The organism is Clavibacter zhangzhiyongii, assembly GCF_014775655.1.
GTDB classification, from domain to species: domain Bacteria; phylum Actinomycetota; class Actinomycetes; order Actinomycetales; family Microbacteriaceae; genus Clavibacter; species Clavibacter zhangzhiyongii.
Genome location: NZ_CP061274.1, coordinates 1774452 through 1788585 on the forward strand (window position 1 = coordinate 1774452; position 14134 = coordinate 1788585).

The 14134-nt window shown below is 73.7% G+C and carries 14 protein-coding genes; 4 read left to right on the top strand and 10 right to left on the bottom strand.

Annotated features, from left to right (window positions below; genetic code table 11):
* Positions 1 to 38 precede the first annotated feature (38 nt).
* Entirely contained in the window at positions 39 to 818 is a 780-nt protein-coding gene (locus tag H9X71_RS08435; RefSeq protein WP_191146692.1) for an SDR family oxidoreductase, read from the bottom strand.
* Positions 819 to 994: 176 nt separating this feature from the next.
* Here H9X71_RS08435 and H9X71_RS08440 point away from each other — a divergent pair, with 176 nt between their 5' ends.
* From H9X71_RS08440 to H9X71_RS08450, 3 genes are read left to right on the top strand one after another with little or no spacing between them, the layout of a single operon-like run.
* Positions 995 to 1312, top strand: a complete 318-nt coding sequence (locus tag H9X71_RS08440; protein ID WP_191146693.1) for a hypothetical protein — start codon at positions 995 to 997, stop codon at positions 1310 to 1312.
* A 27-nt stretch (positions 1313 to 1339) separates the two neighbouring features.
* On the top strand, positions 1340 to 2128 hold the full coding sequence (locus H9X71_RS08445) for a glycerophosphodiester phosphodiesterase family protein (protein ID WP_191146694.1): 789 nt from the start codon (positions 1340 to 1342) through the stop codon (positions 2126 to 2128).
* Between the two features lie 60 nt (positions 2129 to 2188).
* Positions 2189 to 2554: an RNA polymerase-binding protein RbpA gene (locus tag H9X71_RS08450; RefSeq protein ID WP_191146695.1), complete on the top strand. Its 366-nt coding sequence runs from the start codon at positions 2189 to 2191 to the stop codon at positions 2552 to 2554.
* A 110-nt stretch (positions 2555 to 2664) separates the two neighbouring features.
* On the opposite strand, the gene lnt is transcribed toward H9X71_RS08450, so the two are convergent.
* The 9 genes from lnt to H9X71_RS08495 all read right to left on the bottom strand — a co-directional run bounded on the left by lnt (position 2665) and on the right by H9X71_RS08495 (position 13079).
* A complete protein-coding gene (gene lnt, locus H9X71_RS08455) occupies positions 2665 to 4257 on the bottom strand; it encodes an apolipoprotein N-acyltransferase (RefSeq protein ID WP_191146696.1) in 1593 nt (530 codons plus the stop codon).
* Positions 4254 to 6716: a DEAD/DEAH box helicase gene (locus H9X71_RS08460; RefSeq protein ID WP_191146697.1), complete on the bottom strand. Its 2463-nt coding sequence runs from the start codon at positions 6714 to 6716 to the stop codon at positions 4254 to 4256. The genes lnt and H9X71_RS08460 overlap by 4 nt, the downstream gene beginning before the upstream one ends.
* Before the next feature lie 104 nt (positions 6717 to 6820).
* Entirely contained in the window at positions 6821 to 7573 is a 753-nt protein-coding gene (tatC, locus tag H9X71_RS08465) for a twin-arginine translocase subunit TatC (protein WP_191149134.1), read from the bottom strand.
* Positions 7574 to 7627: 54 nt separating this feature from the next.
* Complete coding sequence (gene tatA, locus H9X71_RS08470; protein ID WP_191146698.1) at positions 7628 to 7963, bottom strand: Sec-independent protein translocase subunit TatA; 336 nt, start codon at positions 7961 to 7963, stop codon at positions 7628 to 7630.
* A gap of 197 nt (positions 7964 to 8160) precedes the next feature.
* Positions 8161 to 9150: a helix-turn-helix transcriptional regulator gene (locus H9X71_RS08475; protein WP_191146699.1), complete on the bottom strand. Its 990-nt coding sequence runs from the start codon at positions 9148 to 9150 to the stop codon at positions 8161 to 8163.
* The gene (locus tag H9X71_RS08480; RefSeq protein ID WP_191146700.1) at positions 9147 to 10154 is read right to left on the bottom strand and encodes a helix-turn-helix transcriptional regulator; all 1008 of its coding nucleotides are present in this window, start codon (positions 10152 to 10154) and stop codon (positions 9147 to 9149) included. The genes H9X71_RS08475 and H9X71_RS08480 overlap by 4 nt, the downstream gene beginning before the upstream one ends.
* 48 nt (positions 10155 to 10202) lie before the next feature.
* Complete coding sequence (locus H9X71_RS08485) at positions 10203 to 11249, bottom strand: FKBP-type peptidyl-prolyl cis-trans isomerase (RefSeq protein WP_191146701.1); 1047 nt, start codon at positions 11247 to 11249, stop codon at positions 10203 to 10205.
* 61 nt (positions 11250 to 11310) lie between these two features.
* On the bottom strand, positions 11311 to 12384 hold the full coding sequence (locus H9X71_RS08490; protein WP_191146702.1) for a tRNA (adenine-N1)-methyltransferase: 1074 nt from the start codon (positions 12382 to 12384) through the stop codon (positions 11311 to 11313).
* Positions 12381 to 13079 carry an HAD family hydrolase gene (locus H9X71_RS08495; protein WP_191146703.1) on the bottom strand — a complete coding sequence of 233 codons (699 nt, stop codon included), beginning with the start codon at positions 13077 to 13079 and terminating at the stop codon, positions 12381 to 12383. Before H9X71_RS08495 ends, H9X71_RS08490 begins: the two co-directional genes overlap by 4 nt.
* A 91-nt stretch (positions 13080 to 13170) precedes the next feature.
* Here H9X71_RS08495 and H9X71_RS08500 point away from each other — a divergent pair, with 91 nt between their 5' ends.
* Positions 13171 to 14121: a PAC2 family protein gene (locus tag H9X71_RS08500; RefSeq protein WP_191146704.1), complete on the top strand. Its 951-nt coding sequence runs from the start codon at positions 13171 to 13173 to the stop codon at positions 14119 to 14121.
* The last annotated feature ends 13 nt before the right edge of the window (positions 14122 to 14134 follow it).

Sequence of the window (14134 nt, forward strand, 5' to 3'; positions counted from 1 at the left end):
CCTAGCCCGGGCGCGTCACGCCGCCCGGGCGGCGCCGCTCACTCGGGCTGGAAGCTGCCCGTGTCGCCGACGAGGCGCGTGTGGTCGGCGGGGATCGGGTCGACGACCGCGCGCGCGACCTCGGCCGCGAACTGCGACACGTTGTAGAGGCCGCCGGACGCCTCCTTGCGCTGCTGGATCGCCTCGGGGTTCATCCGACTGAGGAGGGTCGCGGTGATGGTGCCCTCGATCATGTCGCCGGAGACGACGACGAAGCCGATGCCGCGCGCGTCGAGCTCGGGAAGGAGCTCGCGGAGGGCGTCCTCCCCCGCACGCTTGCTGCGCGCCACGCCCTCGTACTCGGGCATGGTCGGGGTGGTGCCGATGAAGTGGGCCTGGTGGCTCGTGACGAAGACGACGCGCCCGCCCTCCGACATCAGGGGCAGGGCGCTCCGCAGCACGTTGACCTGCGCGTCGCGGTTGAGGGTCATGGCGTAGTCCTCGGCCATGCCGCTCTCCATGCCGCCGGAGGCGTTGAGCACGAGCACGTCGAGGCCGCCGAGCTCGGCGCGGACGGTCTCCATCAGACGGTCGACGGACGCGGGGTCCGTGAGGTCGGCGCCCACCGCGATGGCCTTCGTGCCGCCCTCGACCAGCTTCGCGACGAGCTTCTCGGCGCGCGCGGCCTTGTTGCGGTAGTTGACGACGACGTCGGCGCCCGCGTCCGCGAGGTACGCGACGGTGTCGGCGCCGATGCCGCGCGAGGAGCCGGTGACGAGGGCGCGGCGGCCGCGGAGCTCGTCGGGGGCGAAGGGGCGGATCTCGTCGACGGTGCTCACAGCGGTACTCCTCCAGGGATGCGCACCGGTCGGGGCGCGTGACGGGTCGTCCGGCGAGGGACGGGACGGGCCGCGCGGGCGAGGCGCCACGCTGACGGCCTTGAGAGCCTACCGCCCGCGCTCCGCGAGGTGCGTTAGGTTCGGGGCGTCCGATCCACGTACCGAGGGAGCAACGGGTGACGGTCCTCCTCGACGACCACATGTGGATCGGCTGGCTCGTGCTGATCCTCGGCCTCATCGTGGTGGAGATGCGCCGACTCGACCTGGCCGCCCTCTGCGGCGGGGCCGCCGCCCTGGCCGCCCTCCTCGCGGGCCTCCTCGGCGCGCACTGGTGGCTGCAGGTCGTCGTGGCCCTCGCCGCCGCCGTCGCGCTCCTCCGCGGTGCCCGCCCCGCGCTCCTGCGCGCCCTCCCGGTCGACTCCCCCTCCTCCGAGCGCCGGCGCCACGCCGACGACCCCAGGTCCGGATCCGACGACGAACCGGGCGCCCCGTGAGGCGCCGCCGCGCGCGATGACGTCGCCGTGAGCGCGGTCCGCTACTTCGACGGCGACGGCCCGCGGGTGCTCGCGCACCGCGGCTGGACGGGATCCGGCGCCGTCGAGAACACGCTCGGCGCCTTCCGGGCGGCGTGGGACCTCGGCGTCACCCACCTCGAGACCGACGTGCACGCGACGGCGGACGGCGCCTGCGTCCTCTGGCACGACGCCGACCTCCGTCGGGTCGCGGGCCGCCGCGTGCGCGTGCGCGACGTGACGCTGGCCGAGCTCCGCGCCGTCGACCTCGGATCCGGGACACGCGTCGCCACGCTCGGGGAGCTGCTCGCGGCCCTGCCCGACGCCCGGGTCAACGTCGACGTGAAGGGCCGGGGCGCCGCCGAGGCCGCGGCCCGGGAGATCCGCGCGGCCGATGCGGTCCACCGGGTCCTCGTGACCTCGTTCTCCGCCGGCCGGCGGCGCCGCGCCGTCGCCCTGCTCCCCGGCGTGGCCACGTCCGCCGACGCCGTCCGGCTGGTCGCCGCCGTCGTCGCGGCCCGGCTCGGGATCGCGTCGCTCGTGCGCGTGGCCCTCCGCGGCGTGGACGCCGTGCAGATGCCCGGCCGCGTGCTGGGCATCCGCACCGAGTCCCCCGACATGGTCGCCCGCCTCGCGCGCGGCGCGCGCGAGGTCCACGTGTGGACGGTCGACGACCCCGAGGAGATGATCCGCCTGGTCAGGGCCGGGGTGCGCGGGATCGTGACCGACCGCCCCGATCTCGCGCTCGCCGCCCTCGGCGCCAGGGACTGGGATTCGCCTGGGAACCGGTCGTCCTGAGAAAGGATCCTCACAGCCGCGCGGTTTACAACGACAAGTGCATCGCGAGAGGAGACCACCATGGCAGATCGCAGCTTGCGCGGGATGCGGCTCGGGTCCACGAGCCTGCAGAGCGAGGAGGGCGTCAGCTTCTCCCCCCGGCAGAGGAAGACCTACCGCACGTCCGACGGCACCACCTTCGAGGTCGTGTTCTCGGCGGACGCCGAGGTCCCCGAGGTCTGGGAGTCGCCGAAGAGCGGCTTGGAGGGGCGCCTGCTCGACGCCGAGGGCGCGCCCGTCGCCCACGACGAGGTCGAGGCGAAGGTCCCCCGGAGCCACTGGGACATGCTGCTCGAGCGCCGGACGCGCGCCGAGCTCGAGGAGCTCCTCGAGGAGCGCCTCGCCACCCTCCGCGCGCGGCGCGGTCAGCACCGCATCGGCGCCTGACCCGACCCCTCCGCTCGCGAACGGAACCCAGGAGCACCCCCGGCATCGCCGGGGGTGCTCCTGTACGTGGGCGCTGCCCGCCCGGCGCGACGCCGCGGAACCGTCGTCGCTCAGCGCGCGGAGCGCCGCCCGCGCCGACCCAGGGCGATCCCGGCCACGGCCAGGGCCCCCAACCCGAGCCCCGACACGAGCCACTCGATGTCGCGCCCCACGAGGATCGCCGGCGTCACCACGTCGGCGGTCGGCACGTCGACCACCATCGATCCCGCGGTGAACCAGGGCAGCCGGTCGAGGTCGCGCCCGTCGGGGCCGACGATCGCGCTCGTGCCGACGGTGGAGATGTTGACGACGCTGCGGCCCGTCTCGAGCGCACGCATCCGCGCGATGGCCAGCTGCTGCACGCTCTCGTCCGTGCGCCCGAAGTCGGCGTTGTTCGTCTGGGCGAGGATCAGGTCGGCGCCCTCGTCGACCATGTCGGTCGTGAGCTGGTCGTCGACGATGTCGAAGCAGATGGCGATGCCCGCCGTGACGCCGGCGACGTCCATCACCTGGTCGGTGGTGCCCGGCGTGTACTCGCGCTGGATGAGGCCGATGAGGTCGGGCGCGAAGGGCTCCCAGAACGCGCGGTCGGGCACGTACTCGCCGAACGGCACGGGGTGCTTCTTGTCGTAGTGGTCGGTCGCCCCTCCCCCGGTCCACACGAGCGACTCGTTGTAGTACCGGCCGTCGCGCTCGGTGACGGTGCCGACGACCAGGGGCGCGTCGAACCGCGCGACCACGCGGTCGAGCGCGGCGGCGGAGCCCGGGTCGCGGAGCGGATCCGCGTCGGCCCCGTTCTCGGGCCACACCACCATGTCCACGTCCGCGTCCGTCGGGATCTCTGCGGTGGCGGCGAGGTGCGCCCGGAGGATGTCGCCGTAGCGCGCGCCGTCGAAGTAGCCGGCCTTCGCGTTGCCCTGCACCGCGGCGACCCGCGTCGTCCCCGTCGTCGTCACGGGGAACGCCGGCACGACGAGCACCAGCGCGACGGCGATCCCGGCCACGAGCGCCCGGCTCGACGCGCGCACGCGCCCCTCCGCGGCGAGCTCGAGGAGGAGCGCGACGAGCAGGACGAGCACGAAGGACAGGCCGGACAGGCCGATCCAGGTGACGAGGTGCGCGAACGGCCCCTCGGACTGCGACAGGGAGACCCGACCCCACGCGAAGCCGCCGTACGGCCAGACGGCGGAGATCGCCTCGCGCGCGGTCCAGAGTCCGGCGACGGCGACGGGCAGGAGCACGACGCGGCCCGCGATCGTGGGGAAGGCGCGCGGGATCCAGCGGGTGGTCGTCGCGATGGCCATGGCCCCGGTCGCCACGAAGAGCGACTCGAGCGCGGAGAGGGCGATCCACGGCACGGGCCCGAGGTACAGCGAGGCCCACTCGATGTGGGTCAGGTAGAAGGCGAGGCCGGCGACGAGGCCCACGAGGAACGCCGGCCCGGCACGTCGTCCGCGCAGCGCGAGCAGCACGAGCGCGATGCCGGGGAACACGAGCGGCCAGAGCCCGCGGTCGGGGAAGGCGGCGTCCAGCACGGGGCCGGACGCGGCGGCGGCGAGGAACGCGCCCCACAGCGGCAGCGGCGGACGGACGGGCGCCGGCGCGAGGGCGGCGGACGGGACGGCAGCGCGCTCCCGACGGGGCGCGCGAGCGAGCGCGGTCACACCGAGGAGTACGCGACGATGCCGCGCCGGATGCTGTCGAGGGCCGTGCGGGCGTTCCGGGACACGGGGCCGTCCGCGACGATCGAGAGCTGGTCGAGCAGGTCGATGGTCTGCTTGGTCCAGCGCACGAAGTCGCCGGCGGCGAGGTCGGCCTCGTCGAGCACGGCGTCGAGGCTGCCGCCGCGCGCCCACCGGTGCATGGGCGCGCAGAGGCCGGTGGACAGCGGCTCGGTGGTCGGCAGGCGGCGCTCGCGCTCCACGTCGTCGAGCCGCGACCAGATCTCCTCGGTGCGCTCGAGCGCCGGCCGGAACGCCCCGCGCGGGAGGTTGCGGTCGTTGCGGTCGCCCTCGTCGCGGCGCGGCTGGTAGACGAGCGACGCGGCCATGGCGGCGAGGCCGGCCGGGTCGAGGTCCACCCAGACCTGCGTGCGCAGGCACTCGGCGACGAGCAGGTCGCGGTCGCCGTAGATGCGCTTGAGCATCCGGCCGTTGGGCGTCGGCGCGACCTGGCCGTCGGCGGCGCGCTTGAGGTACCCCAGCGACAGCAGCAGCTCGGTGACGCGGTCGAAGACCTTCGCGACGGCGTTGGTGCGGGTGCGGATCTGCTGGCCGAGGGCATCCGTCTGCCGCTTGAGGCGCCACCAGCGCTCCGCCCAGCGCGCGTGCGACTCGCGGTCCTTGCACGCGTGGCAGGGGTGCGCCTTCATCCGGCGGCGGAGGTCGGTGAGCTGGCGCTGGCGCTTGTCGCGCTCGCCGTGCTGGCCGGGCTGCTGCATGTCGGCGCGGGCGGCGGTCGCGCGCTCGAGGTCGCTGAGCTCGCGGCGGAGGCCGGAGTACTCGCGGAAGTCGCCGAGGTGGCAGACCATCGCCTTCTCGTAGCCCGCCAGCGACTCCTCCTGCGTGCGGACCTTGCGCGCCAGGTCGACGACGGCGCGGTCGGCCTGGAACTGCGCGAACGACGACTCGAGCACCTCGCGCGTGCGCTCTCGGCCGAACTGGTCGATGAGGTTGACGGCCATGTTGTACGTCGGCCGGAAGCTGGAGTTGAGCGGGTACGTGCGGCGGGAGGCGAGAGAGGCGACGGCCTGGGGGTCCAGCCCGTCCTTCCACTGGATGACCGCGTGGCCCTCGACGTCGATGCCGCGGCGGCCGGCGCGGCCCGTGAGCTGCGTGTACTCCCCCGGCGTCAGCGGCACGCGCGCCTCGCCGTTGAACTTCTCCAGCTGCTCCAGGACGACGGTGCGCGCGGGCATGTTGATGCCGAGCGCCAGCGTCTCCGTGGCGAACACGGCCTTCACGAGCTTGCGCTGGAACAGCTCCTCGACGACCTCCTTGAAGGCGGGCAGCATGCCGGCGTGATGGGCGGCGACCCCGCGCTCGAGGCCCTCGAGCCACTCCCAGTAGCCGAGGACGGCGAGGTCCTCGTCGCGGAGCGTGCGGCAGCGCTCCTCCACGACGGCGCGGATCTCGTCGCGCTCGTGCGCGTGGGTGAGGCGCACGCCGGCGCGGAGCACCTGCTTGACGGCGGCGTCGCAGCCAGCGCGGCTGAAGATGAAGAAGATGGCGGGCAGGAGGTTGCGCTCCTCGAGGAGGGCGACGACCTCGGGGCGGTCCATGCGCCCGCGATCCCATGGTCCGGGTCCGCGCCGGCCGGCGGCACCCGCTCCTCCGCGGCCGCGTGCCTGGCCGCCGCGCACCCGCACGGCCTCTCGGCCGCCGCCGTGCGTCATGCGGACGAGCTCGGGGTTCACGCGATGGGTCGCCGCGAGTCCCGACGAGTCGAAGAGGTCGACCATGCGGTGCCGCACGATGACGTGCTGCTCGAGCGGCACCGGCCGCTCCTCGGAGACGATGACGTCGGTCTCGCCGCGCACGGCCTGGAGCCAGTCGCCGAACTCCTCGGCGTTCGAGACCGTGGCGCTCAGCGAGATCATCCGCACGCTCTGGGGCAGGTGGATGATGACCTCCTCCCAGACGGCACCGCGGAAGCGGTCGGCCAGGTAGTGCACCTCGTCCATGATCACGAAGGCGAGGTCGCGCAGCAGGTCGGAGTCCGCGTAGAGCATGTTGCGCAGCACCTCGGTCGTCATCACGACGATGCGCGCGCGGCTGTTGACGTTGGTGTCGCCCGTGAGCAGGCCCACCTCGTCCGGCCCGTACGCGGCCACCAGCTCGGCGTACTTCTGGTTGCTGAGCGCCTTCATGGGCGCCGTGTAGAAGATCTTCGCGCTCGGGCGCTGCATCGCGAGGTAGACGGCGAACTCGGCGACGACGGTCTTGCCGGCGCCCGTGGGCGCGGCGACCAGGACGCTGCGGCCGTTCTCCAGCGACTCGGCGGCCGCCCGCTGGAAGGGGTCGAGGTCGAAGCGCAGCCCGCTCGCGAACGACTCGAGGAGCGGGAGGCTCCGGCGGTTCCGGGAGGCGGCGTAGCGTTCGGCGGGCGAGAGCTGGTCTGTCACGATGCCGCCATCCTAGGCTCCGGATCCGGGCGTCGACCACGTGCGGACGCGACGACGCCCGCCCCCGGAGGGACGGGCGTCGGAGGCGGTCGGATGCCCGCGGGTCAGGGCAGCAGGTCCTCGGCCATCGCCGCGGCCTTGCGTGCGCGCCGACGGTCGTTGAGCAGCGAGATGCCCGCGGCCACCAGGTACAGCAGCGTCATCGGCACGGCCAGCAGGAACATCGACATGACGTCCGCGGCCGGCGTCGCGATGGCGCAGAACAGGATGATCAGCAGGATCGCGATGCGCCACGACCGGATGATCGTCGCGCCGCTCAGGATCCCCATGAAGTTGAACAGCACGAGGAACACCGGCAGCACGAACGCGATGCCCACCGCGAAGACGAGCTTCAGCACGAAGTCGAAGTACTCCCGCGCGGTGATGAACGAGGAGTCCCCCGCGCCGGCGAACTGGGTGAGGAGCGCCACGATGTGCGGCAGCACGAACCACCCGGCGGCGCAGCCGGCGAGGAAGAGCGGGACGGCCGAGAAGAAGAAGCCGAACGTGTAGCGCCGCTCCGTCTTCGTGAGGCCGGGCACCAGGAAGGCGAAGACCTGGTACAGCCAGACGGGGCTCGAGATGATGAGCCCCACGTAGAGGGCGATCTGCAGGCGCAGGTCGAAGGCCGACGTGATGGTCGGGAAGTTGAGCGAGGCGTTGCGACCCTGCTCCGCGTTGATCGTCTCGATCGGCTGGCGCAGCGCCTCCAGCACGAAGGTCGAGAGGAACCACCCCGCCACCATCGCCAGGATGATCGCCACGCCGGCGATGAACAGCCGCTTCTTGAGCTCCAGCAGGTGCTGGACGAGGGACATGCGCCCCTCGGCGTCGCGCTTCGTCTGGCGAGGACGCTCCGTGGTGCTCACGGATCAGACGCTGGGGCGGGAGTCCCCGCCGTCGCGCGGGGAGTCGTGGCGCGGGGCGTCGTAGCGGGGCTCGTCCACGCGGGAGTCGCTGGGACGGACGTAGTCGCGCGGGCGGTCGTCGGCGCGGTAGCGGTCGTCGTCGCGGCGGCGGTCCTCATCGCGCACGTCGTCGCGGCGGTCGGATCCGCTCTCCTCCTTCATGGTCTTCACCTCGCCCTTGAAGATGCGCATGGACTGGCCCACGCTCTTCGCCAGGGCGGGCAGCTTCGTCGAACCGAAGAGCAGCACGATGACGACGAGGATGATGACGAGGTGCCATCCGGTCAGGTTTCCGAGCATGTGGTTCACGTTCCTTCAGGTCGGGGGGCCGGACAGTCGTTGTCGGATCCACGACGAGTGTAACGTCGCGACCCGTCCGCATGCCCTGTCCGGGGACGCGGTTCACACGGAGTTCCCCTCGCCTGTCCGCTGACCGACGGGGACCTCTCCGGTGATGGGTGTTCGGAGCGCCGCGCCGGGCCGCTCGGTCCCGTCGCTCAGTCCGCGTCGTCGTATGCGGCCGCCGCGCGCTCGGCCCACTCGGCGACGGCGGCGCGCGCCTCGGGCGGCGACGTGACGACCACGACGCCGGCCATGCCGGAGACCAGCCGCACGAGGCCCTGGTAGTGGGCGACGCGGACCGTGACGGACACGCGCCCCGGCCGACCGGGGACCGGGATCGGCCGGTCGTCCCCCACGAAGTCGCCGAGCAGCGGCACGGCGCCCTCGGCCACCTCGAGCGTCACGCGCAGGTCGTCGGGGCTCGGCTCGAAGAGCGTGTCGCCGAGCACCACGTCCTGCGGCCGGTGCTCGGGCGGCAGGTCGGTGACGGCGAGCTGGTCGAGGCGGTCGAGGCGGAAGGTCCGCACGGCACCGCGGGCCAGATCCCAGCCGCGCAGGTACCAGTCCTCGTCCATGGACTCCAGGCGCAGCGGATCCACGACCCGGCGCTCCGTGCCGCCCCGCGGGCTCCGGTAGTCGAACTCGACGCGCCGCTCGTCGGCGATGGCGCGGCGGAGGTCGTCGCGCGTCCCGTCGCCCGCCCCGGCGGCCACGGCGACCTGGCTGGGGCTCGCGGACGAGCCGCGCGCGAGCTTGGCCATGAGCTGGCCCACGAGGTCGAGGTCGCTGGCGTCGGCCTGCGACGACACGTACTGGAGGCCGGCGATGAGCGCGGCCGCCTCCCGCGCGGAGAAGCGCGGCGAGTCGTCGATCGCGACCATGTGCGTGATGACGATCTGGTCGTTGTCCTCGAAGTCGTCCCAGGCGATGTCGAACAGGTCGCCGTGCTGGTACGAGGCGGTGGATCCGGGCACGCCGGAGACCGCGATGAGCCGCACGGCCTGGCGGATCTGCTCGGGCGGCACCCGGAAGTGCGCGGCGGCCTGGCTCACGCTGACGCGGCCGTGGTCGGTGAGGTACGGCACGAGCGCCAGCAGGAACGCCAGCTTGTCCTGCGCCTGGAGCGGCGCGGCGCGGTCGGTCACGAGGGGTCCTCCCGGTGGGCGGCGACCGTCTCGGCGAGCCGGGCGCGCACGGCGTCCCGCAGGCGGGGCGGGGCGATGACGCGGGCCTCGGGGCCGAACCCGGCCACCTCGTCCGCGAAGAGGTTGGTGTCGGAGTAGTGCACGCGGAGCCGGCCGTCGCCGAGCTCCTCCGTGCCGCGGCGCCGGCGCAGGCGGATCTCGGCGTCGGATCCGGGCGTCACGACCACCTCGCCCACGCCGTTCGACCACACGCGGTCGAGGTCCGCGAGGGCGCGCTCGGCGTGGTCCTCCCCCTCGGGGACGAAGCCGCGGCTCGTGATGCGGACGCGGTCGACGATGCGGGACAGCAGGAAGGTGCGGGGGCCGGACGCGTCCTGGTCGATGCCGTGCAGGTGCCAGCGGCCCTGGTGCTGCACCAGCGCGAGCGGCGCCACCGTGCGCAGCCGCGCGGTGCGCTCGCCCGGCTTCAGGTAGCCGAAAGTCACGAGCACGTGCCGCTCGAGGGCCACGCTCAGGGGCGCGAACGCGGCCTCGCGCGTGCGCAGCCGCGGCGCGTAGCCGATGACCGGGTCGTCCGACTCCACGCCGAGCGAGCGCAGCTTGATGAGGGCGCGGCGCGACTCCCCCGACAGGGATCCCTCGCGCCACACCATGGCCGCGAGGTTGAGGAGCGTCGTCTCCTCCGGGGTGAACGAGAGGTCGGCGGGCAGCTCGTAGGCGCCGCGCGGGATCCGGTAGCGCAGGAGCTGGTTGTTGCCCTCCTGGCCGGGCGCCTCCACGGTCTCCAGCGGCACGCCGAGGTCGCGGATGTCGTCCTTGTCGCGCTCGAACTGGCGCTCGAGGTTGGCGTTGTCGCCGCCCGGGCTGTACCGCTGCCGGTACCCCTGCACGCTCGAGAGGACCTCGTTCTTCGTCAGCCCCTGCTCGGTGGCGAGCAGCGCCAGCACGAGGCTGAAGAGGCGCTCCTCGACCGGCACGGTCGGACGGCGGGATGTTCCTGGCACGCGATGGTCCTCACGGTGGTGCAGCCCCCGGCCGGTGGCGATGCGACGTTACTTGCTCTGCTTGCTCGTCCCGAGGATATCCACCACGTAGACGAGCGTGGAACCGGCGGGCACCTTGGCGGTGGCCTGGTCGCCGAAGCCGTCGCCCGGGGGGACGACCGCGATGACCTGGTCGCCCACGTGCTTGCCGACGAGCGCCTTGGCGAGGCCGGGCGTGACGACGGCGGCGGACGGCGCACCCGCGGAGGCCCCGCCGGCGCTGGCGGCGGCCGGGACCTGCAGGGGTCCGCCGCCGGTCCAGCTCGACCCGAACACGGCCTGCTTCTGGGCCGACGTGCTCGTGCCCCACACGACGCCCGTGTACTGCATCGTGACGACGTCGCCCTCGGCGACCTCGTCGCCGTCGCCCGCGCGGAGCAGGGCGTCGCGGTACTCGGCAGGCGGCGTGCTCGGCGGGATGGTGACGCCGGGGATGCCGTCGTCGGTGGTGACCACGGAGGGGAAGCCGGCGGGGGCGGGCTGCGGGTCGCCGGTCGCGCGCTCCGGGAAGGAGGACGTGATGTCGACGATGAGCACCAGGCCGTCGGTGGGCTCGAGGCCCTGGGCCGAGAGGTCCTGGCCGGGGAAGACCGTGGCGACGGGGACGGCGACGGCCAGGCGCGAGCCGACCGGCATGCACTCCATGGCCTTCTCGAGGTAGGGCAGGCCCTCCCGGAGCGATGCGGTCGTGAAGACCTCCGAGCCGGTGGTGCGCGAGTTCGGCGCGACGCGCGCGTACTGGGCGAGCGTCTCGCCCGTCTTGCCGTCGACGATGGAGGCGGCGGCCGTGATGCCCTGGCGGGGCTGCACGCGGGGCCCGTCGCCCTCGACGATGGTGGAGACCTCCACGTCCGCGGGCTTCAGCGGCGTGGGGAACGCGACCGAGGCGGGCGCGCTGCCGATGTCGCCCGTGGCCGTGACCGTGCTCGACGACGTGCCCGGCTGGGCGAGGGGCGTGCAGTCCGCCGCCGCATCGGATCCGGCGCCCGAGGGGCTGCAGGCGGCGAGCGTCAGGACGAGCCCTGCGCAGACGGTGAGCGCGGCGGAACGGCGCACGTGACTCCTCTTTCGATGGTGGGGGCGGCCGGCGCGGACCCGCGTGATCGGCCCTGTCATCCTAGGCGGTGGGCTCGGTGGGCTCCGGCGCATCGGACGCGGCGGGCGCCTCGTGGGCGGCGGCGGCGTCGTCGGACCCCGCCGCGTCCCGCGCGCCGGCGAGCTGCGCGCCGTGCTCGGCGACGCGGACGCGCTTGCGCAGCACCTTGTCGCTGACGCGGCGCTCCCCGAGCGAGCCGGGCGTCCACGCCTCCATGTCCTCGTCGCTGAAGTCGGACTTCGACGCGCGGCGCTTGAGCTGCGGCAGGACCGACCCGGGCGCGAGGCGCCGGGCGGTGATGAGGAAGCCGGTGTGCCCGATCATGCGGTGCTCGGGACGGACCGCGAGCCCCTCGACGTGCCAGCCGCGGATCATCGTCTCGCTCGCGTCGGGGTTGGTGAACAGGCCGGTGTCGCGCAGCGCCTCGGCGACGCGCGACAGCTGCGTGACGGTGGCCACGTAGCAGAGCAGGACGCCGCCGGGCGTGAGCGCCTCGGCGACCGCGTCGACGCACTCCCACGGGGCGAGCATGTCCAGGATCACGCGGTCGACGGAGTGGGGCTCGGTGACGGTCGGCAGCGCCTCGGCCAGGTCGCCCAGCGTGATGGACCAGTTCTCCGGGCTGTGGCCGAAGTAGCTGGAGACGTTGCCGCGGGCGACGTCCGCGAACTCCTCGCGGCGCTCGAAGGAGAGCAGCGTCCCGGTCGGGCCGAGGGCGCGGAGCAGCCACATGGACAGCGCGCCGGACCCGACGCCCGCCTCGACGACGGTAGCGCCGGGGAAGACGTCGGCGAGGCCGAGGATCTGCGCGGCGTCCTTCGGGTAGATGATCGCGGCGCCGCGCGGCATCGACATGACGACGTCCGAGAGCAGCGGCCGGAGCGCGAGGCACTCGATGCCCGCGCTGTTCCTCACGACGCTGCCATCGGGGAGGCCGATGAGGTCGTCGTGGTCGATCATGCCGCGGTGGGTGTGGAACACCTTGCCGGGCTCGAGCAGGATCGTGTTCAGGCGGCCCTTGGGGCCCGTGAGCTGGACGCGGTCGCCCGCGCGGAAGGGGCCGCTGAAGCGGGCGGCCGCGGTGTCGACGGTCATGCGCGCACCTCGTCGCGGGTCGGGGCGGCGGCCCGGCGGCGGTCGCCGTGGGCGGAGGAGACGTCGTCCGGCGTGCGGCCGGCGAGCGTGTCCCAGAGGACGTAGGCGTCGTCCGCGGGCAGCGGCACGTGGTGCGGCACCGCGACGACGGTGGCGCCGGACGCGACGGCCGATGCGACGCCGGGCGCGGAGTCCTCGATGGCGACACAGTCGGCGATGTCGACGCCGAGCAGACGGGCCGCGGTGAGGTAGGCCTCGGGATGCGGCTTGCTGCGCGTGACGTCGTCGCCGGCCACGACGTGGTCGAAGGCGTCGAACGGCACGGCGGCGGCGACCTGGTGCGCCATGCGGCCGAGGGACATGGTGACGAGCGCGGTGGGGATGCCGGCGTCGCGGATCCCCCGCAGGAGCTCGCGCGCGCCCGGGCGCCACGGCACCTCCACGCGGATCTGCTCCATGACGCGGTCGCTCAGGCGGTCGACGATCTCCGTGACGGTCAGGTCGACGCCCGCCTCCTGGAGGATGCGCGCCGAGTCCGACAGGCCGTTGCCGACGAGCCGGAGCCCGTCCTCGTGGGTCCACGCGCCGCCGAACGAGCCGACCAGCTCCTGCTCCGCCACCATCCAGTAGGGCTCGGTGTCCACGATGGTGCCGTCCATGTCCCAGAGGACGGCCGCGGGTCTGTTGCTGATCACGGGGAGCGAGTCTATCGGTGGGCGGCGCGTCCTAAGCTTGTCCGGCGACCGCCGGCCGGGCGGTCCGAGGGCGAGACGGAACGGGAGTCACGTGGCGGATGCCGAGAGGTTCGTGAGCGGACGGCTGCTGGTCGTCGCCTTCGAGGGCTGGAACGACGCGGGCGAGGCCGCCAGCGGAGCGGTCCGGGCGCTGAAGGAGCTGCTCGACCTCGAGGCGGTGTCGTCGGTGGATCCCGAGGACTACTTCGACTTCCAGTTCAACCGCCCCACCATCGGCTTCGCGGAGGACGGCACCCGCGAGCTCGAGTGGCCGGGCGCCACGCTCTACGGCCCCAAGCAGCCCCGCCGCCCCGCGCAGGACCTGGCCGCCGACGCACAGCTCGGCGTGAGCGGCGACAACGGCGGCAGCATCCACCTCCTCCTCGGCGTCGAGCCGTCCAGGCACTGGACGGCGTTCACCGCCGAGGTCCTCGACGCGGCGCGGGCCGCGGGCGTCGAGGGCGTCGTGCTGCTCGGCGCGCTGCTGGCCGACGTGCCGCACACGCGCCCGATCTCCGTCTACTCCACCAGCGAGAACGCCGCCGTCCGCACCGAGCTCGGGATCGAGCGGAGCACGTACGAGGGCCCCGTCGGGATCCTCAGCATCATCGCGCAGCGCGCCGAGGAGATGGGCATGCCCACCGTCTCCCTCTGGGCCTCCGTGCCGCACTACGTGCACAGCGCGCCGTCGCCCAAGGCCACGCTCGCGCTCATCGACAAGCTGGAGGAGATGGTCGACGTGGTGATCCCGCGCGGCGAGCTCGTCGAGGAGGCGGCCACGTGGGAGGCCGGCATCGACCAGCTCGCCGGTGAGGACGAGGACATGGCGGCCTACATCCAGCAGCTCGAGCAGGCGCGCGACACGGTCGACTCCCCCGAGGCGAGCGGCGAGGCCATCGCGCAGGAGTTCGAGCGGTACCTCCGCCGGGGCGACGGGCCGCGCGGGCGCGGCGACGACCGCCCCGAGGAGCCGTGGCGGCCGAAGGACCCCAAGGACCAGTAGCCGCAGCGGCGAC